The organism is Hydrogenovibrio sp. 3SP14C1 (assembly GCF_029625905.1).
Taxonomy (GTDB): Bacteria; Pseudomonadota; Gammaproteobacteria; order Thiomicrospirales; family Thiomicrospiraceae; genus Hydrogenovibrio.
This window is the reverse complement of record NZ_JARTLM010000006.1, coordinates 135030-156904: the sequence shown is the minus strand read 5'-3', so window position 1 is coordinate 156904 and position 21875 is coordinate 135030. Positions and strand designations below refer to the sequence as shown.

General features: G+C 42.3%; 21 protein-coding genes and 1 tRNA gene. 6 read left to right on the top strand and 16 right to left on the bottom strand.

Annotated features, from left to right (window positions below; all coding sequences use genetic code 11):
- Window positions 1–12: 12 nt before the first annotated feature.
- The gene (locus P8629_RS06750) at window positions 13–1968 is read left to right on the top strand and encodes an alpha-amylase family glycosyl hydrolase (RefSeq protein WP_278165363.1); all 1956 of its coding nucleotides are present in this window, start codon (window positions 13–15) and stop codon (window positions 1966–1968) included.
- Between the two features lie 73 nt (window positions 1969–2041).
- On the opposite strand, the gene glnT is transcribed toward P8629_RS06750, so the two are convergent.
- The 7 genes from glnT to P8629_RS06715 form a co-directional block, all read right to left on the bottom strand.
- On the bottom strand, window positions 2042–3397 hold the full coding sequence (gene glnT, locus P8629_RS06745) for a type III glutamate--ammonia ligase (RefSeq protein ID WP_278165362.1): 1356 nt from the start codon (window positions 3395–3397) through the stop codon (window positions 2042–2044).
- A 15-nt stretch (window positions 3398–3412) separates the two neighbouring features.
- Window positions 3413–4180 carry a creatininase family protein gene (locus P8629_RS06740; RefSeq protein WP_278165361.1) on the bottom strand — a complete coding sequence of 256 codons (768 nt, stop codon included), beginning with the start codon at window positions 4178–4180 and terminating at the stop codon, window positions 3413–3415.
- Window positions 4181–4332: 152 nt separating this feature from the next.
- Window positions 4333–5310, bottom strand: a complete 978-nt coding sequence (locus tag P8629_RS06735; RefSeq protein WP_278165360.1) for an ABC transporter substrate-binding protein — start codon at window positions 5308–5310, stop codon at window positions 4333–4335.
- A 181-nt stretch (window positions 5311–5491) separates the two neighbouring features.
- Window positions 5492–6346, bottom strand: coding sequence for a DMT family transporter (locus P8629_RS06730; protein WP_278165359.1), 855 nt, complete (start codon window positions 6344–6346; stop codon window positions 5492–5494).
- 29 nt (window positions 6347–6375) lie between these two features.
- Entirely contained in the window at window positions 6376–7224 is an 849-nt protein-coding gene (locus tag P8629_RS06725) for a sugar phosphate isomerase/epimerase family protein (RefSeq protein WP_278165358.1), read from the bottom strand.
- A gap of 5 nt (window positions 7225–7229) precedes the next feature.
- Window positions 7230–8012: an N-acyl homoserine lactonase family protein gene (locus tag P8629_RS06720; RefSeq protein ID WP_278165357.1), complete on the bottom strand. Its 783-nt coding sequence runs from the start codon at window positions 8010–8012 to the stop codon at window positions 7230–7232.
- Between the two features lie 18 nt (window positions 8013–8030).
- Window positions 8031–9044, bottom strand: coding sequence for a fatty acid desaturase (locus P8629_RS06715; protein WP_278165356.1), 1014 nt, complete (start codon window positions 9042–9044; stop codon window positions 8031–8033).
- Between the two features lie 275 nt (window positions 9045–9319).
- Here P8629_RS06715 and P8629_RS06710 point away from each other — a divergent pair, with 275 nt between their 5' ends.
- Entirely contained in the window at window positions 9320–10486 is a 1167-nt protein-coding gene (locus P8629_RS06710) for a nucleotide sugar dehydrogenase (protein ID WP_278165355.1), read from the top strand.
- Between the two features lie 2 nt (window positions 10487–10488).
- On the opposite strand, the gene P8629_RS06705 is transcribed toward P8629_RS06710, so the two are convergent.
- From P8629_RS06705 to rpsU, 5 genes are all read right to left on the bottom strand, one after another.
- Window positions 10489–10565, bottom strand: a tRNA-Ile gene (locus P8629_RS06705).
- Window positions 10566–10673: 108 nt separating this feature from the next.
- Window positions 10674–12458 carry an RNA polymerase sigma factor RpoD gene (rpoD, locus tag P8629_RS06700; RefSeq protein WP_278165354.1) on the bottom strand — a complete coding sequence of 595 codons (1785 nt, stop codon included), beginning with the start codon at window positions 12456–12458 and terminating at the stop codon, window positions 10674–10676.
- 137 nt (window positions 12459–12595) lie between these two features.
- Window positions 12596–14326 carry a DNA primase gene (gene dnaG, locus P8629_RS06695; RefSeq protein WP_278165353.1) on the bottom strand — a complete coding sequence of 577 codons (1731 nt, stop codon included), beginning with the start codon at window positions 14324–14326 and terminating at the stop codon, window positions 12596–12598.
- Window positions 14327–14490: 164 nt separating this feature from the next.
- Window positions 14491–14943: a GatB/YqeY domain-containing protein gene (locus P8629_RS06690; RefSeq protein WP_278165352.1), complete on the bottom strand. Its 453-nt coding sequence runs from the start codon at window positions 14941–14943 to the stop codon at window positions 14491–14493.
- A gap of 26 nt (window positions 14944–14969) precedes the next feature.
- Window positions 14970–15185: a 30S ribosomal protein S21 gene (gene rpsU / locus P8629_RS06685; RefSeq protein ID WP_278165351.1), complete on the bottom strand. Its 216-nt coding sequence runs from the start codon at window positions 15183–15185 to the stop codon at window positions 14970–14972.
- A 183-nt stretch (window positions 15186–15368) separates the two neighbouring features.
- Between rpsU and tsaD the strand changes: the two genes are divergently transcribed.
- On the top strand, window positions 15369–16445 hold the full coding sequence (tsaD, locus tag P8629_RS06680) for a tRNA (adenosine(37)-N6)-threonylcarbamoyltransferase complex transferase subunit TsaD (protein ID WP_278165350.1): 1077 nt from the start codon (window positions 15369–15371) through the stop codon (window positions 16443–16445).
- Between the two features lie 46 nt (window positions 16446–16491).
- On the opposite strand, the gene P8629_RS06675 is transcribed toward tsaD, so the two are convergent.
- Window positions 16492–17808, bottom strand: a complete 1317-nt coding sequence (locus P8629_RS06675; protein WP_278165349.1) for a Wzz/FepE/Etk N-terminal domain-containing protein — start codon at window positions 17806–17808, stop codon at window positions 16492–16494.
- Between the two features lie 356 nt (window positions 17809–18164).
- On the opposite strand from P8629_RS06675, the gene P8629_RS06670 reads away from it, so the two are divergent.
- Window positions 18165–18407, top strand: coding sequence for a helix-turn-helix domain-containing protein (locus tag P8629_RS06670; RefSeq protein ID WP_135796443.1), 243 nt, complete (start codon window positions 18165–18167; stop codon window positions 18405–18407).
- A gap of 35 nt (window positions 18408–18442) precedes the next feature.
- Here the strand turns inward: P8629_RS06670 and plsY are convergent, their stop codons facing one another.
- Window positions 18443–19048: a glycerol-3-phosphate 1-O-acyltransferase PlsY gene (plsY, locus tag P8629_RS06665; RefSeq protein ID WP_278165348.1), complete on the bottom strand. Its 606-nt coding sequence runs from the start codon at window positions 19046–19048 to the stop codon at window positions 18443–18445.
- Between the two features lie 101 nt (window positions 19049–19149).
- Here plsY and folB point away from each other — a divergent pair, with 101 nt between their 5' ends.
- Window positions 19150–19512 (top strand): dihydroneopterin aldolase, encoded by a 363-nt coding sequence (folB, locus tag P8629_RS06660; protein WP_278165347.1) that lies wholly within the window; start codon window positions 19150–19152, stop codon window positions 19510–19512.
- Window positions 19513–19582: 70 nt separating this feature from the next.
- On the opposite strand, the gene P8629_RS06655 is transcribed toward folB, so the two are convergent.
- Together P8629_RS06655 and P8629_RS06650 are read right to left on the bottom strand one after the other, a co-directional pair.
- The gene (locus tag P8629_RS06655; protein WP_278165346.1) at window positions 19583–20047 is read right to left on the bottom strand and encodes a FliG C-terminal domain-containing protein; all 465 of its coding nucleotides are present in this window, start codon (window positions 20045–20047) and stop codon (window positions 19583–19585) included.
- A 33-nt stretch (window positions 20048–20080) separates the two neighbouring features.
- A complete protein-coding gene (locus tag P8629_RS06650) occupies window positions 20081–20545 on the bottom strand; it encodes a FliG C-terminal domain-containing protein (RefSeq protein WP_278165345.1) in 465 nt (154 codons plus the stop codon).
- A 142-nt stretch (window positions 20546–20687) separates the two neighbouring features.
- Here P8629_RS06650 and P8629_RS06645 point away from each other — a divergent pair, with 142 nt between their 5' ends.
- Complete coding sequence (locus tag P8629_RS06645) at window positions 20688–21875, top strand: class I SAM-dependent methyltransferase (protein WP_278165344.1); 1188 nt, start codon at window positions 20688–20690, stop codon at window positions 21873–21875.

Sequence of the window (21875 nt, the reverse complement as noted above, 5' to 3'; positions counted from 1 at the left end):
ATTAGGTAGCGTATGTACGAACAAATATCTCATTCTTTACTCAATGATATTCTGAACCAGATTAAACCAGATATCTATGAGCAAGATTTACGGCATTTCTACACTCGCTTGGGGGCAAACTTCTACGCCATTCATTCCTTGTTTGAAAGACTCTATGGGAACCGACCGGACTTTAAACAACAATCCCTTCGTTTGGTGGAAACCATGGCGCGCCAATATATCAAGCGCCCAGATAAGCTGAAAGACTTGGATATTGAAAGAGAGAACGATTACAACTGGTTTCTGAGTCAGGAATGGGTCGGAATGGCGCTTTATTCAAATGGGTTTGCCAACGACCTTAAAGGCATGAAAGAGCACTTGAGTTATTTCCAGGAATTAGGCGTTAACCTCGTGCACATCATGCCGATTATGAAATGCCCCGAAGGACGAAGTGATGGCGGCTATGCCATCAGTGATTTTCGAGAAATCGATGAGCGTATCGGAACCTTAGAGGACCTAAACAAACTTTCCTCTGAAATGCAGCAAAGAGACCTTCTTCTGGTGCTCGATGTGGTCTTGAATCACACCTCTGATGAACACGAATGGGCACAAAAAGCACGCGCTGGCGACCCCATCTACCAAGACTACTACTACACCTTTGACTCGCGCAATATTCCCGACATGTTTGAACAAAGCATGCTGGAAGTTTTTCCTGAAACCGCCCCTGGTAATTTCACCTGGAATGAAGACATGCAACGTTGGGTGATGACGGTTTTCAATGATTATCAATGGGATTTGAACTACAGCAACCCCGCCGTCTTTATCGAAATGTTGGATGTTATTCTGTTCTGGGCGAACCAAGGCGCTGATATTTTGCGACTGGATGCGGTCGCTTTCTTGTGGAAAAAAATTGGCAGCACTTGCCAAAATGAACACGAAGCGCATCTGATATTGCAGCTTTTAAAAGATTGTTGTCAGGTCACCGCGCCCGGCGTACTCTTTATTGCGGAAGCCATTGTGGCGCCAGTTGAAGTCACCAAATATTTCGGGGAAGATGCCGTCATCGCCAAAGAATGCGAAATTGCCTATAACGCGACCTTTATGGCGTTAATGTGGGATGCCGTTGCCACCAAAAATGCCAAACTGTTAAACCAAGGCATTAAAAGCCTGCCCGTCAAACTGGAGCGCGCGACCTGGCTAAACTATGTACGCTGTCACGATGATATCGGGCTCGGATTTGATGACAAAGACATTATCAAAGCGGGCTATGAACCGAATTCCCATCGACGTTTTTTAATTGACTACCTAACCGGGAAATTCGACGGCTCTCATGCGCGCGGCCTGCCATTTGGGGAAAATGCAAAAACCGGTGATGCCCGTATTTCAGGGTCTCTCGCCTCGTTAGTCGGTTTACAGTACGCCATGGAAACCGGCGATATTGAAGCCATTGAAGATGCCGTTAAAATCATTTTATTGTTGCACAGCATGATTCTGTCATTTGGTGGTATTCCGCTACTGTATTACGGAGATGAAATCGGCACCTTAAATGATGATGCTTATTTATCCGATCCAAACAAAATGGATGATAACCGCTGGGTGCATCGTCCAAACATAGACTGGGAAAAAACAAAACGCCGAAATACCAGCGGTACAGTTGAATATCAAATTTTCAGTGCGTTGAAAAAGATGATTGCCGTGCGCAAAGAAATCCAAGTGTTTTCTGATTTTAACAACCGTGAACTCATTGAAGTGGATAACCCCAACTTATTTGTCATCAGTCGATTCGATCCGCATAAATTTAATGATCGGGTCTTGGTGGTGGCCAACTTCAATAGCAAACCACAATCTTTGAATCTTGAAGAAGTCAGTAGCTGGGGCAGTTATCAGAATGGCGAGTTAATGGACTTACATACTCGACAAAGCCCTGAAATATTTAACAACGCATTGGTTGTACCCGGCTTTGGTTTTTATTGGTTATATGAAATGTAATTAATATGACGCTTTAAAACGAAAAAACGACCAGGCCTGGTCGTTTTTTATTCTAGATCGTTAAAAGAGAGTCTTAAAACAAGTGGCTGTATCGTTCAATTTCCCAAGCGGAAACCGTACGATGGTACTCTTCCCATTCCTGAGATTTATATTTAATAAACTCATCACTCAAGCCTTTCCCCAATACCTTTTCAACAAAAGGATCGTCGGCAAACGCACGCACCGCTTCGCCTAGGTTTTGCGGCAAGAAATCAATCCCCTTTTCCGCTCTTTCCGCTTCAGATAACTCATATAAGTTTTCTTCTTGCGGCAAGCCAGGATCAAGTTTCTGTTTGATACCTTCCAACCCGACAGCCAATACCAATGCCGAAGCCAAGTATGGGTTGACCGATCCATCCGCGTTACGCGATTCAAAACGTCCGCCCCCTAAAGGAACGCGCACTGAGTTGGTTCGGTTGTTGGATCCAAACGAATTAAACACAGGTGCCCAAGAAAAGGTTGCCATAGCTCCTTGTCGAATGAGTCGTTTATAACTGTTCACCGTCGGCGAAAACACGGCACACAATGCCGGGCCATGCTTTAAAACCCCCGCAATAAAGTGATAACCCAATTCCGTCAGACCTAACCCTCTTGGATCGTCTTTCGGATCACAAGCAAACACATTCTTACCGGTTTCCTTGTCAAACAAAGACATATTGAAATGCGCGCCATTCCCCGTTTTATCTGCAAACGGTTTCGGCATCAATGTCGCTAACAACCCTTCTTCCTGTGCGTAATGCTTCGCCATATAGCGGAAGAAAATAAAACGGTCACACATGGTCAGTGCATCACTGTACTGGAAATCAAATTCATATTGACCATTCGCATCTTCATGATCCAACGAATACAAATCCCACCCCAGATCATTGATGGTGGTGGCCATTTTGTCCAACCAAGAAAAACGATTCATAAAGCTCCGCACATCGTAACAAGGCTTAATCAACTTATCGTCGCGGTCTGGCACCGATAAAGAGCCATCCTCTTCTTCTTTCAGAACAAACAGCTCACACTCAATCCCTAGGTTAAACCCGAACCCCATTTCTTCAGCTTCAGCTAATACTTTCTTTAAGGCAACTCGCGTGCTGATCTCATAAGGCTCACCATGCAAAGTATTGTCTGCCGCCATCCAAGCGACTTCCGGCTGCCATGGCAACTGAACTAGACTATCCAGGTCCGGAACCGAAGCAATTTCATCTTCATTCAGCATTTGCCCCAATCCATCTAGGGCATAACCGGTATACAACTCAGACCCTTCAAGCATATGCCCTAAATGATCAATCGGGACAAATTTTCCCTTTGGTATCCCATGAATATCGACATAAGCGCCTAAACAATATTTGACGCCCATGTCTTTTAATTTTTGTTTTGTACTCTCAATATCATGACTCATAACGTGTTATCTCTTTTAAAGGTTTGTTTTATCAAAGTAGCCATAAGGCAAAGGAGACGTTTCTGTCATACCTTTTTTCACCACACCGCTTAAATCTTCCACCATCCAATCAAATAAGGTCTCGCCCTTTTCGGCGGTTGCCAAGCTTGGGCTTCCAGTCACGCCATTCATACTGGTACGATTTACAGGGTGCGAAAAGACACAGTCTTCCGTTCGGTCAGGATCATCACTGTCCTGCAATTTATCTTCGCGCACCAACTGCGGGGCTAACGCCATCATCAATGACGTTTCCGCTTCATTGGCATGCCAATCTTCGGCATCGTCAAAATGTCGATTCTTGACTCGCTCACTCACCGTCGCGGAATTCACCAGCGCTACCATAAAACCATCATGTTCGGCACGCAGCATTTCTAAAGCACATCGCAAAGGCGCAAAGTTGGAAACATGACTGTTTAAAATAAACAGGCGCTTAAACCCAGAAGCATGCACCCAATCGCCAATTTCTTTAACCACATCAATCAAGGTTTTCGGTTGCAGGGCTATCGTGCCCGGCCAGCGTTCGGAATGCCCGATAGAACAGCCGTAAGGCAAAGTGGGCAACAAAGCCACTTCGGTTTTTTCAGACACTTTTGCTGCAAGCTGGCTGGCAATTTCCGAATCCATGCCACACCCCAAATGCGGACCATGCTGTTCCGTTGCCCCTACCGGCAACAACGCCGAATCGATACCGGAATTCACCAATCGGGAAACTTCTTCCCATGTCATTTGATGCCATTGATTCATTTTTCCTACCTCAGTCACCCTTTTTCATACACAAACGAATCCCTTGCCAGAAAGTAAGGTTTCTAACAACACGTTGAATATCAAAAAGAATTTAATGAAGAAAATAGCCGCAAGAACTGCGGCTATGATTATTTATAACGCCTGGCTATGAATTACAAACCCAACGTTAAAGAAGGATCAATATAAGACTTAACATCTTGTGGATCAGGGTAAACTTTATTGGCAACGTTAAAGTCGTCAGATAACTTTGTTGATCCATAAATTGAACTGAAACTATCACCTTTCTTGAAGTGCTCTTTTGCTTCTTCAAGAGACAGAATCTTAGTTCCTTCTACAAATTGGCTATACTTCTCAGGTGTTAGACCAACGCGTGATGCCATAATCGCAATCGCATCATCTCTGGTTTTAGGATCGTTCACATAGTCAACTACCTTGTACCAAACCTTAGCCACTTTTTCCCACTCATCACGCTTAGCAGAGTAACTGCTTGGAGATACACATAGCATGTCATAGATTAGACCCGGCTCATCTGCACTGGTATAAATCGGTTTTGATCCAGGAACAAGGTCCAAAGCTGAACCAGAACTTGGCTGCCATGCCACAATCGCGTCAACTTGACCAGACGCCAAAACTTGTGGAGTTTCATTGGTTGGTACATTCACCAGCGTTACATCAGATTCTGACATACCATTGTCTTTTAACGCATTTAACAACAATAAGTGACTCACAAAACCAACTTCGACACCCACTTTTTTGCCTTTTAAATCTTTAATCGACGAAATTCCCGGTGCACCAATCACCATGTCATTACCGTTACTGTAGTCATTCATTAAGAACATCACACTTTGGGCACCGGTTGCACCCGTCACCAAAGCATCCCCATTGGTCATACCCACAGCATCAATCTGACCCGCTGCGAATGCATCCATAGAGGCAACATAATCAAACCATTCAAACTTAACGTCCACACCTTCTTTAGCGAACCAGTCTTTTTCAATAGCGACTTCCCAAGCCACCCATCCTGGCCAATCACTGTAACCAATTTTCAACGGTTCAGCGCTCACAGAAAGTGCTTGAGCGGAAAGGAATAATCCTGAAAATAATCCTAATAGTTTTTTACGAGAGAACATCTTGATACCACCCTAAGTTATTACAAATTAAAAGAAAGGTAATAACTTATAAACACACTATGAACCAATTATTTATATACTTATATTTATCAATTACTTAACAATTATTTGCTGTTTTAAACACACTCTAATTTTAGACTAACTTGCATCAATATAGAACACAAAAACATACAATGTATCATTATTGTGCACGCCTGGCTTCTAAAAAAGCAGCCAATACAATCAAACTGCCGCCCACCATTTCAAGCGTGGTCATGGTTTCCCCCAAAATCAAGCTGGCGGACACCACCGCAGTGACCAGTTCCATAATGACAATGATGGACGAACGCCCTGATTCAATATGCGTAACCGCCCACTGTGTTCCAAAATTAGCGGCCATCATCCACACGGCAGCATATAAAAACAAAATCAGCCAGGCCTGGCCAGAAACGTCCAATGAAACGGGCATTTCCATCTGGGTGATCACCCCGCCGGCTAACAAGAAGGCTCCTAAAAACATAAAGGCTAACTTGATTTTGACAGGCACCGTGGGCGACACTCGAAACATTATGTTGTTCATGGCAAACAAAAAACCGGACAATAAAGCGATGCCATCAATCCAGGAAGGAGGTGCGACAAAAGCATGTAAGCCTCCGACCACTAAAAAGGCGCCAAAAATAGAAAGCCCCACCCCAAGCCAGCGAACTTGATCGATTTTCTCTTGCAGAAAAATACGCCCCCCAAGAACACCCCAAAGCGGTACCAGATAAAACAACACCATTACCCGAATCACTTCCCCATAAACCAAAGCAGTATTAAATGCGAGCTGAGCGCCCCCGCCCAACAAAGCCACCGCTAACAACACTTTCCATGATGTCAAAATATGCTGCCGCTCTCGCCAAGCCCATGGCAAAATTAAAATCAACATAATCAGATACAAAAAAAGGGTTAACGGAACCCCATCAAACCCTAACTCATTCAGATACTTCAAAGGAAGCCAGGTTAACCCCCATAAAACTGAGGCACTAAAAAGCACGAAGATCGCCACTGCTTCCATAAAAACATCCTTATTAATTTACGTATCGATTAATCTTGAGACTTTAAAAACTGAGAGAAATGTTGACGTTCGGTCTGCGCCATCCATTGATTGATTTGCCAAATATCAGCGACGGGCGCTTGCGTGAAAGGGAGTAAATGACAATAACCATCCGGCCCAAATTCAGGGGTCATTGTTGTAAACGCGTGCCCCTCGTTTAGCTGATGCTGCCAAACGGCTTGCCAGAAAGCCTGATGCGAACGAAGCGCCGATTCATATTCCGGCGCGGCCGGATGAGGCACTTGCGCGCCCTGGTCATACCCCACACGAGCATGCACATGCTTCACTCTCTGAACCAATTGCATCAAAGTCTCCATTTCTGAATCCATCAAACGCTCGCACACCACACACCAGTGACTGATATCTGCATTCAATTTTAAATCGGGCAACTGCTGCACGATTCTTAATGTCGACCACGGATTAAAAAACGGCCGACTCCGGTGTGTTTCAAAACTGAGTGGCAAGCCATATTCTTTTTCAATTTCCAACGCTTCGCCAAAAAAATCCACACTTTGAGATTCCTCCCACGCATCACACCCGGTTAAACAGGTTGCAACCAAAGGAGACAAACTCAAACTGTCTTCAACCCGTCTCTTCAAATCCTCTAAGTGCTGCTTGGGTGTCCAATCTCGTTGAGGAACAAAATTCCCGCCCGTTACAATCTCGGCAATGTAATCCAATCCATTTTGATTTAATTGCTCGCGCCATTCCTGTTGCTCTGACACAACTAAAGGCGCAGGGCCTTCAATACCGTCAAACATAGCGTCTTTGGCCTGAAGGCAGACCTGGTCAAATTTAAGCGTATTTCCCCAAAGGGTTTTAAACAGTTTTAAATCCATCATCATCACTCAAAATATTTCGGAAAACGGTTATGGCGCTGAAAAAAGTCCCAGTCATGATTCGGCCACAAGTTGGCTTCATTCTTTTGGCTCAAGTATTTCAACTTTTGAATACTTTCAATCGCCAACTTTTCATTATCTTGCCAACACAGTCCCGGCGCGATTTCCTCTTCAATGTTTTCGGAAAGATCCGCCGCATCGCCCGCCAATAAGATCGGACTGCCTTTTGGCATTTCAATCAACATCGACATATGGCCTGCGGTATGCCCCTGCGTTTCAATGGCACTGACACCTGATACCAAGTCATACTCACCGGTTTGAACTTTCCAATTTAAAGGCAATTCAAAATCGGACGCAAAATACGCATCATCCGCCGGCTCTTTAGCCGCTTGTAATTCTTTGGCATGCACATGCACTTCCGCATGACAGAATTCACATAATCCACCCGCATGGTCAAAATGCAAATGACTACAAAAAACCAAATCAATATCTTCTGGCTGAAGTCCTAACACTTCCAAACGATTAGGCAACCGCTCTTCTTCAGACATTTCTGGCGGACCAAATGGAAAGGTTTCATTTTCGTAATAATATTTTCTTTGATCATCTTGTTGAATCTTCTGGTAATCACATCCCACATCAAACAAAATTCGACCATTTTTCGTTTCAATCAAATAGGCCAGAATCGGTGCTTTAATTAGTTCTCCATGCCCTCTATTACGAGTTGAAATGGTTTTTTCATAGGTATGTCGGCCGGTTAAAATCGGCCAAAATTTTGTGACTTGTGTCATCGTCCTGTCCTTTAATCATTAATGTGCGGTTAAAAAAGACACCCCATCCACACCGATAAAACTTTCGCCTTCGTCTTGTTTCACGGGTAAATTAACGGGGTCTCCATTCAAAATTCTCGGCACACGATATCGATGGAAACTTTTGATTAAATGCTTAAAGGTCAAAATCTGTTGATAGTCATTGCCAAACATCTCGGCATGTAATTTCGGCAATCGATACCAAGGTTGCAACATGCTGTTGTGGTGCACATTGTGGTAACAGAAGTTCAACACCAATAAATTCAGCCACGGATACCGTAACGACAATAAATTCGAATAAGTATTATGCTCTTCAAACTCAGCATCTCTTAATTTCGCCTCTGGCCCACGCTTCTGATCCAAGGTTTCAAACACTTCATAAGTATGCTGATGCACATCCATAAAACGCATCACGGTCAGAAACAGTAAATAAGCGATCGGATACAACCAAAGCACATCGATAGAAATGGAGGCCAAGCCCCAGAAGAAAGCCACTCTTAAAATCAGAACTGTCACAACTCTCAGTCTTCGTGGACGACGACTTTCTTTGATAAACGGCAGGACAATGACTAGGAAATGCATCCAGATTTCCAGCGCAGGAATATAAGCCCATTCGAAAGCTTTAATGACTTTTAAAAACAAAGGATGCTTTTGTAATAAAGGGCGGAAATCAAAAGAGACCACATCAGCTCGGTCAATGTGATGTCGGTTATGCTTGTTTCGAATGTCTTCAAAATGGGAATAACTGGTGCCTGTCACCCATAACAAGATTTCTGAAAACCACTGGTTATGTTTTTTGTCCCGAAACAAACTATGATGTGCCGCTTCGTGAATCAAGTAAGCCGCAATCACCATCGAATGCGCTAACATCAACACCCCAATTAAATTCAACCAAAAAGGGTCTGACAAAATAAACGTAAACCCAAAAACATACATAACTGCAATATAGGTAAATGCTAAAAAATTTGGCCATTTTGCATCTTCATGCCTGAATAAAGACTGCTTGCTATCCATCACACACCACCCGACCTTAAACGCCTTAATTATTATGAAATACAAAATTTGTAATAACTAAGATAGCAGTGACTATGCCATCACATTAAGCAATTGATTTTTAAGTGTTTATTAATATTTTCTTAATTTAAAGAAGTTAGACTTGCACCAATAAAGTGCTGTTTTATCACTAAATCTTTAATTAAAAATCAATATATCCCTCATAAAAGAATCATATTTCTTTTATTTCTAAAAATTAATATTGAAAATACTGGACACTCAATTAGAGAATAAAAATGAACATAACAGTGATTGGAACAGGATATGTAGGATTATCAAATGCTATTTTATTAGCACAAAATAATCAGGTCACAGCGTATGATATAGATGAAGAAAAAATAGAAATGATTAACCAAAAATCATCCCCCATCGCTGACCAAGAAGTTGAAAATTTCTTGACGAATAAAGACTTAAATTTAAGAGCTACGCATTCAAAGCACGAAGCTTATACTCATGCTCAGTTAGTCATTATTGCAACTCCTACTGATTATGATGTAGAAACCAACACATTTAACACCACAAGTGTTGAAAAAGTTATTACAGAAACTTTCGAGATAAACCCTAATGCCATTATTCTTATCAAATCAACCGTTCCAGTAGGCTATACCGCAAAAATAAAAAAACTCTTTAATACAGAAAATATTATTTTTTCGCCTGAATTCTTAAGAGAAGGTAAAGCTCTTTTTGACAATCTATATCCTTCTCGGATCATTATTGGCGAACAAAGTGAAAGAGCTCGAGCCCTTGCTGAACTATTCAGTAATGGCGCTTTAAAAAAAGAAATACCAGTACTCTTAACCAACTCGACAGAGGCTGAAGCGATAAAACTCTTTTCCAACACATATCTGGCAATGCGAATTGCTTATTTTAATGAACTCGACACCTACTGTGAATCTCAAAACCTGAACACAAAACAAGTAATAAACGGTGTAGGTCTCGATCCTAGAATTGGAAATCATTACAACAACCCTTCTTTCGGGTATGGAGGCTATTGCCTTCCAAAAGACACCAAACAGCTACTTGCAAACTATGACAAAGTACCGAATAACCTAATTAAAGCGATTGTCGACGCCAACCTGACACGTAAAGATTTTATTGCAAAGTCAATTATCAAACAAAACCCAAAAACAGTTGGAATCTATAGACTCGTAATGAAACAAGGATCAGACAACTTTCGTTCATCTGCAATTCAAGGTGTTATGAAAAGAATCAAGGCAAAGGGGATAAAAGTAATTATTTATGAACCCGTTTTAAATAAACCTAGTTTTTTCAACTCTGAAGTATTTAGTGATCTTAAAGAGTTTAAATATGCTGCAGATATTATCGTAGCAAATCGAATTACACCTGAACTAAACGATGTAAAAGAGAAAATTTACAGTCGAGATTTATTTGGAAATGATTAAATTGGTGCCTCCTCTGTGACTTGAACACAGGACCTACCGATTATGAGTCGGGTGCTCTAACCAACTGAGCTAAGGAGGCGTAAAGAAAGGTGTTAAACAAAAACCACCAGGCCTGGTGGTTTTTTGGTTGCCTATTATAGGCAAATTAATATTTTTTGCAGTGGTTTTTGACCCCTGCAAAACGATATTAATCTAAGAAGCTTTTTAAGCGTTCCGCACGACTTGGGTGACGAAGTTTACGCAAAGCTTTGGCTTCAATCTGACGGATACGCTCGCGCGTTACATCAAACTGTTTACCCACTTCTTCCAGCGTATGGTCTGTGTTCATGCCTAACCCGAAACGCATGCGAAGCACTTTTGCTTCACGTGGCGTTAAGGTGCTTAACATTTCACGGACCGTTTCGCCCATGCCTTCTAAGTCAGCCGAATCTTGTGGAGACAAGATATTAGAGTCTTCGATGAAATCACCCAAAGACGAATCTTCATCATCTCCAACTGGTGTTTCCATCGAGATAGGCTCTTTAGCGATTTTCATCACTTTGCGAACTTTATCTTCTGGCATTTCCATTTCTTCAGCCAGTTCTTCCGGCGTTGGTTCACGCCCCATTTTTTGAAGTAACTGACGCTGAATACGATTCAGTTTGTTGATGGTTTCGATCATATGAACCGGAATACGAATCGTGCGCGCCTGATCGGCAATCGAACGCGTAATGGCCTGACGAATCCACCAAGTGGCGTAAGTTGAGAACTTATAACCACGACGGTATTCGAACTTCTCAACGGCTTTCATAAGACCGATGTTCCCTTCTTGGATCAAATCCAGGAATTGCAGACCACGGTTGGTGTATTTTTTGGCAATCGAGATAACAAGACGTAAGTTGGCTTCAATCATTTCACGTTTTGCGACGCGCGCTAGACTTTCGGCCTTACTTAAATCTTTGTAAATTGTTTTGTATTCATTGATAGGCATTTTTTCAGCCTTTTCAATCATCGCCAAGCGTTTTTGAGCACGTTTTACATCGGCTCTCACTTCTTCTAACGCATCTGCTTTATCGGGATGCGCTTCTTTCAGGCGATCTAAAACTTCATAATCAGTTTCAGACCCAACGAATAGTTTTAGGAAACTTGGGCGAGGCACACCCACTTGACGCATCACCACGTTTACAACATTACGCTCTTGTTCACGAATTGAGGAAACGCGTAATTTAACGCCTTTAATCATACGATTAACGAAGACAGGCGACAATTTAACGGTTGCTAGCAATTTAACAATTTCAGCACGTTTTTTGACAGACTTAGGATCTGAATAGCCGTTCTTTTCTTCCGATTTAAGGGTATCGGCATTTAACTTGGCAAGCTTTTGTAAAAATGCATCCAACTCTTCTGGATTGATACCATCTTCTTTCGGCTCAGTTGAATCACTGTCTGGTGAAAGTTCTTCAATTGGAATATCAATCAGGTCTGCCGGGCGAATAAAGCCTTGAATCAAGTCAGCCGTTTTACCTTCACCTTCTTCAATACGTGCGAAAGAAGCTTGTAGCTCCATGGCCACTTGAGGGTATTTAGCCATAGCTTCAAGCATGTCACGAATGCCGTATTCAATACGTTTTGCAATCTCGACTTCGCCTTGGCGTGTTAATAGCTCAACTGACCCCATTTCACGCATATACATACGGACTGGGTCTGTTGTACGACCAAACTCAGCATCGACTTCCGCCAATGCGAGGATAGCTGCTTCAGCGGCAGCATCATCAAAGGTTTCACCCTCTTTGGTCAATAACTCATCTGCATCGGGGGCAGATTCAAATAACTGAATTCCAAAATCCTTTAGAATCGTTAAAACTTGTCCCAGCTGATCTTCTTCAATATCATCTGGCAGAACATCGTTCACGTCAGAGAAGGTTAAGTAACCAAGATCCTTGGCTCTTTCAATCAAATCGATTAATTGCTGCTTTCTTTCTACTCTTGTCATCTTCGCCTCAATTTTAGATTCTAAGGAAGGAATGCCTCCCAAAAAATAGAACAGAATATTATACTAGATTTTTTAATTTAACGCTTTGAAATTTAATTAAATTCTAATTTTTGCCTTGCAAAATCAATGCCGTTTTTTCAACTCATTAATTTTTTTTGTAATGTTTTTTTATCTTTTTCTTTTTTCAATTCTGACCCAATCTGCAATACAATCGCTTTGAATTCATTTTCAATGAACGCTTCATTCTCTTGGATTACAATGGCATACACCTGTTTTAGAACATGTGCCCTGTTTGGTTCTCCTAACCAGCTTTCCAAAGATTCGCTGATATAGGCATTTTGCTTTAACACCTGAATGGCTTGCGCTAAAAAACGAAACTCTGCACTTTCCGATGTTTGTAAATCTTGCAATAAACCGTCTGAAAAAACTGTCGCCCAATGAGAACGCAGCATTAACAGCCGAATCAGTCTTAAAACAATGCTGGTGGCTTTGATTCTGACTGGTTGTTCATTTTTCTTTTGCGCCGCAGGTTTCTTGGTGGAGGAAACCCGGATACCCATAATCTGACCTAAACGCCAGACAGGCACATCTACATAGTCTGACAGTACTTTGGTCAATAAATCCGGCATCGCCCCTGGTGCGGATGCAATATAGGGCGTGGCCATGGAAATTAGCTGCTGCTGGCCTTCTACCGTTGAAACGGGAGACCCCAGACGCCCAATTAATCCTTTAAACAAGAACCCGGACAATGTCATGGATTGCTGAACACGCTTTTGGAACCCGTCTACCCCTTCTTGGCGCACGGTAGAATCGGGATCTTCTCCTTGGTCTAAAAATAAAAACTTGATAGACCGGGTATCTTGCATTTTCGGCAAAGCCAATTCCAACGCTTTCCAAGCCGCTTTTTGACCCGCTTCATCTCCGTCAAAACAAAACACCACTTCATTGACTTGACGAAACATAATGTCTAAATGCTCGGAGGTAATCGCGGTACCCAACGTGGCAACCGCATTGCGAATACCAAATTGTGCTAATGCAACCACATCCATATAGCCTTCAACCACAATAATGTGGTTGACTTGCTGGCGCGCTTGACGCATTTCATACAGACCATACAAGGTCACTGTCTTATGAAATATGGGCGTTTCTGGAGAATTCAAGTATTTAGGTTGTTCTTCGGCAGATAAAACACGCCCACCAAAGGCAATAACGCGCCCACGACCATCACGAATGGGGAACATAATTCGGTGCCGAAAACGATCATAGGTTTTGCCGTCTTCCTTTTGAATCAACATGCCTGTTTCAATCAGTTGAGTCTTTAGAGTGGCGTCTGCCTTTAAACCCGACACCAAACTATCCCAACCTGGCGGGGCAAACCCGATCACAAATTCTTTAGCAATTTCGGCCGTTAGCCCTCTTTGCTTTAGATAGGTCTTGGCTTCATCTGAGGTAGGGTGATTTTTGAGCTGCTGACGATAAAATTTCGTGACACTGTGCATCACATCATATAAATCGCGAGTTTTTTGTTGCTGTTTGGCTTCCTTCTGCGTGAGTTTTTCTCTAGGCACTTCCATACCGTTCATCGCCGCGAGCGTTTCAACCGCTTCAACAAAAGATAAGCCATCATAATCGGTTAGGAACTTGAGCGCATCGCCACTGGCACCGCAGCCAAAGCAGTGATAAAACTGTTTTTGGGCGCTGACATTAAAGGAGGGGGTTTTTTCATCGTGAAACGGACAACAGGCTTTATAGTTGGCACCTGCCTTTTTTAACGGCACTCGCTGATTAATCACTTGCACGATATCAGCTCGTGCCAGCAAGTCTTCAATAAATGAACGGGGAATCGTTCCTTTAGCCGTCTTATTCACTAATGCGCAATCCTTAACTTTAATTTTGCTTAATCAAACTAAACACATGTTATCCACAGAAAAATACACAGGCTCTAAACGCAAAAAACCCGTTAGTGAAATCACCAACGGGTTTTATCTTATCAACTATCAGCTAAGTGAATTAAATTAATACAGTCTTTGTATTAGCTCAATTTTGCCTTAATCAGTTTACTGACTTCTGCCATATCGGCACGACCTTGCATCTTTGGCTTTAACAGCCCCATGACTTTCCCCATATCCTGCATGGAGGACGCTGAAACGTCTGCAATGGCTTCATCTACTAATTGCGAAACTTCTGCTTCTGTTAGTGGTTGTGGCAAGAAATCTTGAATAATTTTCATTTCAAGTGCTTCTTGCTCAGCCAGTTCTGGTCGACCTGCTTCTTCATATTGCTGCAATGAATCACGGCGTTGCTTCAACATTTTATCTAAAATGGGCAACACTTCCGCGTCATCTTCAAGCGTGGTCTGATTATCGATTTCCACTTGCTTGATTGCAGCTAGCATAGAACGAATAACAACTAGGCGCTCTTTCTCTTTCGCCTTCATAGCTGCCTTCATTTCTGAAGTCAGATGGGCTTTTAATTCACTTGGCATTGATTGACCTTTTTCTCAAGTCAAACTTAGTACATACGTGTCGTACGACGGTTTTCACGAGATAAACGTTTTGCTAAACGCTTAACGGCAGCCGCTTTCATACGCTTCTTAGCCCAGGTTGGCTTTTCATAGAACTCACGCTTACGTGATTCTGTTAATACACCTGCTTTTTCGCAAGCACGTTTAAAACGACGTAGTGCTACGTCAAATGGTTCTGTATCTCTTACTTTTACGCTTGGCATAATATACTCTTTCTTTAAAATTCGTTTTATGACTTTCAATAGGGAAAATCGGGAAAACGCGAATTATAAATTTAAGTGCCTTATTTTGCAAACAAAACTTCAGACATTTAGTGAGTTTTTGTTAAAATCGTTAACCTTTCTTAAGTACTCGACACTCATACAGGCTTCAGTAAAATACATTTTATGCAAACAACTCATTCAAATCCGCCATCTTCGTCTTTAACGCTTGGCATTGAAACATCTTGTGATGAAACAGGAATAGCATTATACCATTCTGAAAAAGGATTAATTGCACACACGCTTTACAGCCAGATAAAACTTCATGCGGAGTATGGTGGCGTGGTGCCGGAACTGGCTTCCCGTGACCACATTCGAAAGATCACCCCGTTGATTCAGGAAACCTTGAAAAAAGGTCAGGTCAGCGCGAAAGACATTACCGGCATTGCCTATACGGCGGGACCGGGTTTAATGGGCGCCCTGCTTTCGGGCGCATCGGTGGCTCGCAGCCTGGCTTTTGCCTGGCAAATACCAGCCATTGCCATCCACCATATGGAAGGTCATTTACTTGCGCCGATGCTGGAAGACACGCAACCAGAATTTCCTTTTATTTGCTTGTTGGTTTCTGGTGGTCACACCATGATTATACGAGTTGATGGTATTGGGCGATATAAATTACTTGGCGACACTTTAGATGATGCCGCCGGTGAAGCATTTGATAAAACGGCCAAGATGCTGGGATTGGGGTATCCGGGTGGGCCTGAAGTGTCTAAACTGGCTTTAAAAGGGGAATCGGGACGTTATAAATTTCCTCGCCCGATGGTTGATCGCCCTGGCTTGGACATGAGTTTCAGTGGTTTGAAAACCTTTACCCTCAACACGTGGTTAAAAGCAAAAGAAAACGGTGATGATTCTGAACAAACCAAAGCCGACATTTGCCGTGCGTTTGAAGTGGCGGTGGCTGATACCTTGAGCATTAAATGCAAGCGTGCTTTAGAACAGGAAGGGCTGAATCGTTTAGTGGTGTCCGGCGGCGTCAGTGCGAATCGTGAAATTCGAGCGAAGCTGGATGCGTTAATGGCGAAACGAAAAGGCAGCGCTTTTTACCCAAGGCTTGAATTCTGTACCGACAACGGGGCGATGATTGCCTATGCCGGGTCAAAACGATTAGCCGCCGGGCAATCTTCTGATTTAAATTTTGCCTGCCAACCTCGCTGGGATTTGGAATCACTGGAGCCGATAGACCCCATTGAAGTGGCTTAACGCCTTCCAACTCTTACAAACAAAAAAACGACCAGGCCTGGTCGTTTTAAACTTCAGTCTTCTCAAAACGTCTCTTTTCTTGATGATTTAATGCCGCAGAGCGAATAAGTGCAACAAACACCGCCAATAACAATCCTAAAACGATAGCAACTGCAATAATCAATGCTCTTTTGGGTTTCACTGGGGCTTCCGGTGCGCTTGGCGACTTGAGTGCAAGAAAGGTATCAAACGTGATTGTTTTCAGAACATCTAAATCATGTAATATCTTTTCTTTTTCAATCTTCAGCATTCTTAAACGCTCTGAATAAGGCAAGTTACTTTGACGATTTTTAAGCTGATCAACACGCGGATTTTGCTTCAAAAGCAATAAATCTGCTTTTAAAGCTGAAATTTGCGGAATAAAGGCGGCTAAATTCTGACGGCGTTTCAAGCTGTTTATTTCTGCCGATAAGATTTTCGTTCCCATCCAATATCCTTTCATACCAGATTGCGTATTCACATCAACAATCATATTAGACGTATTTTTTGCTTGCTTTATTTTGCCATATCGCCCTGGTTCAATAGGCTCTGTAATCCCTAACTTTTGGGCAATCCGTAAGTTTTCATTTAACCGCTGTAATTGATCATCCAAATTTTCTTTTGAATTATCAATCAGCGCTTTGATTTTTTGTTCTATTTGTTCACGCTTTAAAGCATCTGATTCTTGTATGCGTTCAATTTCTGATTCGATTTCTAAATTAATTTTTTGATTTTCCAGCTGAAAGTGAAAACGATTTGTTGCTAACCTTTCATTTAAATGAGAGGTTAAATCTTGTTTAAGGGCATTCACCGCTTGACGGTTCGCAATTTCTAAAGCAAGCGCCAATGCTTTTTGACTGGCTTGCGCAGAAGGCAACGATATCGAAAGTTTGGTCTTTTGAAGAACGGATAGCTGTACTTTTTTATTTTGCTCTGGCCATGCCACCTTCAATTTGTCATCACTCAGAAACACTTGCAACTCTGATGCAGAGTCAAAATTGTATCCTGCATTGGCTAGGAGTTGACTCAACGTTTCTGAGTTAGATAAAACTTGAAATGTATTCTGATTTTGCAAATTCTTTAAAAACTCAACATAAACCGATTCACGATCAATATTTTGGGCGTTCAACAAAGTCTTTAACGATGCAATTTGACTGCTATTGGGCAGTGCCACTTCCGCTTCAGATTGATATATTTTTTGTGCGGTGAACACATAAATCACCGCCAGCAGAAACACAGTCAACACAATTCCGACAATTAACTTTCTTTGCCGAACTAAAGCGCGCCACAATTCAAACAAATCAATTTCATCGTCTACATGGGCACGATCAGGCGTCGTATTCATTGGTTTTTCCTAACCCATAAGTAGTCAGTATTACGTCTTTTTCTGACCTGATATAACGCCCCCAGCATGATCATAAGTAAAAACATGCCTACGTAACTTACGCCCCATTGCCAAATTAGATACAACACAAAAATCTGAAATAGGCTCATTGCAATGAACCCTAATTTAGAAGGCAACATTAAAATGGCAGGATAAAAAAACGTCATCACCATACCAAAAGAGCAGACCTTGAGAGAAGGACACTTTAAAAACCAATTCAAAACTTTATTCCTTAAAAACACGTATTTATAAACAGTCGCTGATTCTATCCTGTTCCCAATTTAGGTACAAGCATTTTGTCTCGATAATAGGAACAAATGAAAACCATTTATTCCCCAGAATCTAAAATATTGTGCCTTTGGTTAAGAAAACAAAGAGAACTAAAAGGACTCACAATGAGAGAAGCGGCCCATTTACTTGGAAAGCCGCATTCTTTTATTGGAAAAATAGAAGTCGGTCAACGACGTTTAGATGTGATTGAATTTATTTGGTATTGTCGCTCCCTTGGGTTCGACCCCATTGAAGGGATACGACAACTCTACACAGAAAAGCACACTTAAAATTTAAATGTGTAAAAAGTCATTACTAATTCAGCCTATGACTTTTTAATCAAATCTTCCTCGCCTTTTAGCAATCGCTCAATGTTGCTTCGATGACGCCAGAACAAAATAAGGGTCATGATGGCCGTCACCGACACCCAAGCCATATTGCCGTCGGCCAATAAATAAATGTAAAGCGGCGCCAAGGCCGTGGCGATTAAGGCCGACAAAGAGGAAATTTTAAGAACCTTCGCCACAAACAACCATGTACCGGCAACGGCGGCACCGATTGGCAAAGACAACCCAAACATCACCCCCAACATAGTGGCGACCCCTTTACCACCACGAAAGCCAAAGAAAATTGGGTAAAGATGACCAATGAAACTGGCAAACCCAACCAGAATAATGGCCAAAGGCGACCAGCCTGCCATATTCGCTAACGCAACAGGAACGACCCCTTTCAGCATATCGCCCAACAAAGTGATCGCCGCAGGCTTGGAGCCATAAAGCCGCTTAACATTGGTCGCGCCAGGGTTGCCCGACCCTTCCTGACGTGGATCGCCCAATCCCATTAAACGACAGACAATAATCGCTGACGACAGCGACCCTAAAAAATATGCGCCTGCAATCCCTGCTAACTCTATTTCTGACAAGCCTATCACCGATGGTCCCTTTATTTATCTTAAAAACTTGGAGCGTTATTCTAGCGGAATGTGCGATAATTTCGTACTTAATTCCTTTATTACAAGCACAAGAGAACTTTATGGCACTGGACATCATTTTCATTCAAGGGTTGAAAATCAACGCCGTCATCGGCGTTTACGACTGGGAAAAGCAATTCAAACAGCCTTTGATTTTTGATTTGTCTTTATTCACCGATCTTCGAGCTTCTGCTCAGTCGGATGACATTAACGACACCGTGAATTATAAAACCATTGCCGATGAAATCATTCAATTGGTGGAAAACAGTCGTTATGAATTGATTGAAAGCTTGGCAGAAGTTACTTGTGAACATATTTTTAAACACCATCAAGCGGTGCAACAAATTGAACTGACTTTGAAAAAGCCCAATGCGGTGGTTGAAGCGGAAACTGTTGGGCTAAAAATTATCCGTTCTCGTTCTTGAAAGCCGTTAAAACAAAAAACGACCAGGCTTGGTCGTTTCTAACAATATTCTCATTTTATAAGCAATCAATTTAACTTGATTGACCAGCCATCTCTTTTTGTTCCTGCGCCGCCTTTTTAATCAACGGAACAATTTGTTCCATGTACAAACAGGCTTGATGTTCGGTAATTTTATTCAGATCTTGATAGTCTTGCTGGAATTGCTGACCATTTTGGCGCGACATGTTACGCATGATTTTATGAAACAATCGCTCGCCCTCTGCCAAACGCACCAATGTCACCAACTGCTCAGGCGTGGCTTGCGGCAAAAAGCTTTGTAAAATACGATCATCCACCGTAATCATTTTTGTCGCCAAATTACGATAGGTGGCCACTTTTCGGTTCAAGCTTTCGGCGCTAGAAGACGTTGCTTGCCCTAAACGCTGGCTGACTACCTTTTGCAAGGTTTCTAACGCATCTTCCGGCAGTTCAAAAAAAACCGGTCCTGTTTCAAGAATATAGAGGCCATCATTGTCTCGTTTAGCGGTAATTTCCATCTGTGATCCTAATCCGTTAATTTATGACACCAATCAAATATATTGCGTCATTTCGTCCATAAATTCGATTTTACCTTGCGATTCAAGTTCAAACATTTTCACAACAACTCGTTTGATTGCGGCTTTAGCATCTGACTCTGTCGGCATAATCGACTTTTCAAGATCCGAATTAAGCTGTTTGGCCAAAATACCGCCCACATTCTCGACCACCATTTGCGTCAAACTGTCATCATTTGCAACCTGCATCAACTTTAACAAGTCTTGATTATCAATGGAGCGCACCAACAATTGAATGCCCGCAGGTTCCAATTCTTTAATTTTGCATGCCAACTGGGTGTAACTATTCAACACAGAATGCGATTCGCCATGTTCTAACGCAATCAAATGTTCTAATGTAATATTCAACAGCTCAACCGAAAAACGATCCATTTTGATCGATGCATAACCGATATGGATTAACCATTCATTTTCTTGAACCTTTTTGATTCCTAACTTCATGTTGTCCTGCCTTAAAAATCGGGTAAGCACTCTTAAGTAAAGATTAAAGCAAAAAGACTGCCAAATACCAACCAGTTATTTGATTCATACTATAATATAATGTTTTGAGATTTTAATTAAATTAAACGCTAGACTGATCACCATGAAACCAAATCAACAACTCCCCCTCCCTTCTGAAGAAGCGCAACAAAAAAGTCTTTCTTTACAGCAAAAAATCCGTCAAATGCTTAAACGTCACGGCATGATGCCGTTTCCTCGCTTTATGGAAATGGCGCTTTACACCCCCGGGCTAGGATATTATGCCAGCGGCTTGCCAAAGATCGGACAACAAGGTGATTTTATTACCGCGCCGGAAATCTCCCCTATTTTTTCACGTTGCTTGGCCCGTCAAGCCGCGCAGGTGCTTGAAACTTTAGAAAAACCGAATGTGATTGAATTCGGTGCCGGGAAAGGCACCATGGCAAAAGACATTTTGCTGGAGCTGGAAGCCATCAACCAACCGATTGAGCATTACTACATTGTCGAACTCAGTGCAGATTTAAGAGTTCGACAACAAGAAACCCTTCAGGCATTACCGGAAGCATTATTCAATAAAGTTGTTTGGCTAGATCAATTACCTAAGGACCCTCTGCAAGGCGTAATCTTGGCGAATGAAGTTTTGGATGCTATGCCGGTTGAAAGGCTTCGACTGGAAGAAGAACAATGCCTGCGTGGCTATGTTGCTTACAATGAAGATAAACAACGATTTGAATGGGACTATCACCCTATTACCGATTCGACTCTTCAGAAAGCAAGCAATGCCATTTTAAAACTCATTGGCACCCCGCCGCCATCACGTGGCTATGAAACGGAAATCAATTTAAACATTCACCCTTGGTTACAATCCCTTGCTGATTTTCTCAGCCAAGGAGCGGTGCTTCTGATTGATTACGGCTACAGTCGCAAAGAATATTATCAACCTTCCCGTCACATGGGCTCGCTCCGCTGTCATTACCAACACCGAGCGCATGGAGATCCTTTCTTTTACCCAGGGTTACAGGACATTACCGCGCATGTGGATTTTACCAGTGTGGCGGAATCAGGCTTTGACACGGGGTTTAAAATTTCAGGCTATACCACACAAGCGCACTTTTTGATGAGCAGTGGGTTATTGGAAATGTCTGGCGACCCGACAGCGGACATTACCGAATCGCTGAAAATTGCCCAGCAAATCAAAACCTTGACCTTACCCGATGAAATGGGTGAGAGCTTCAAGGTCATCGCCTTAACCAAAGAGGTTGATCTTTCATTAATCGGATTTAAATTACGCGACTTACGCCACCAACTTTAA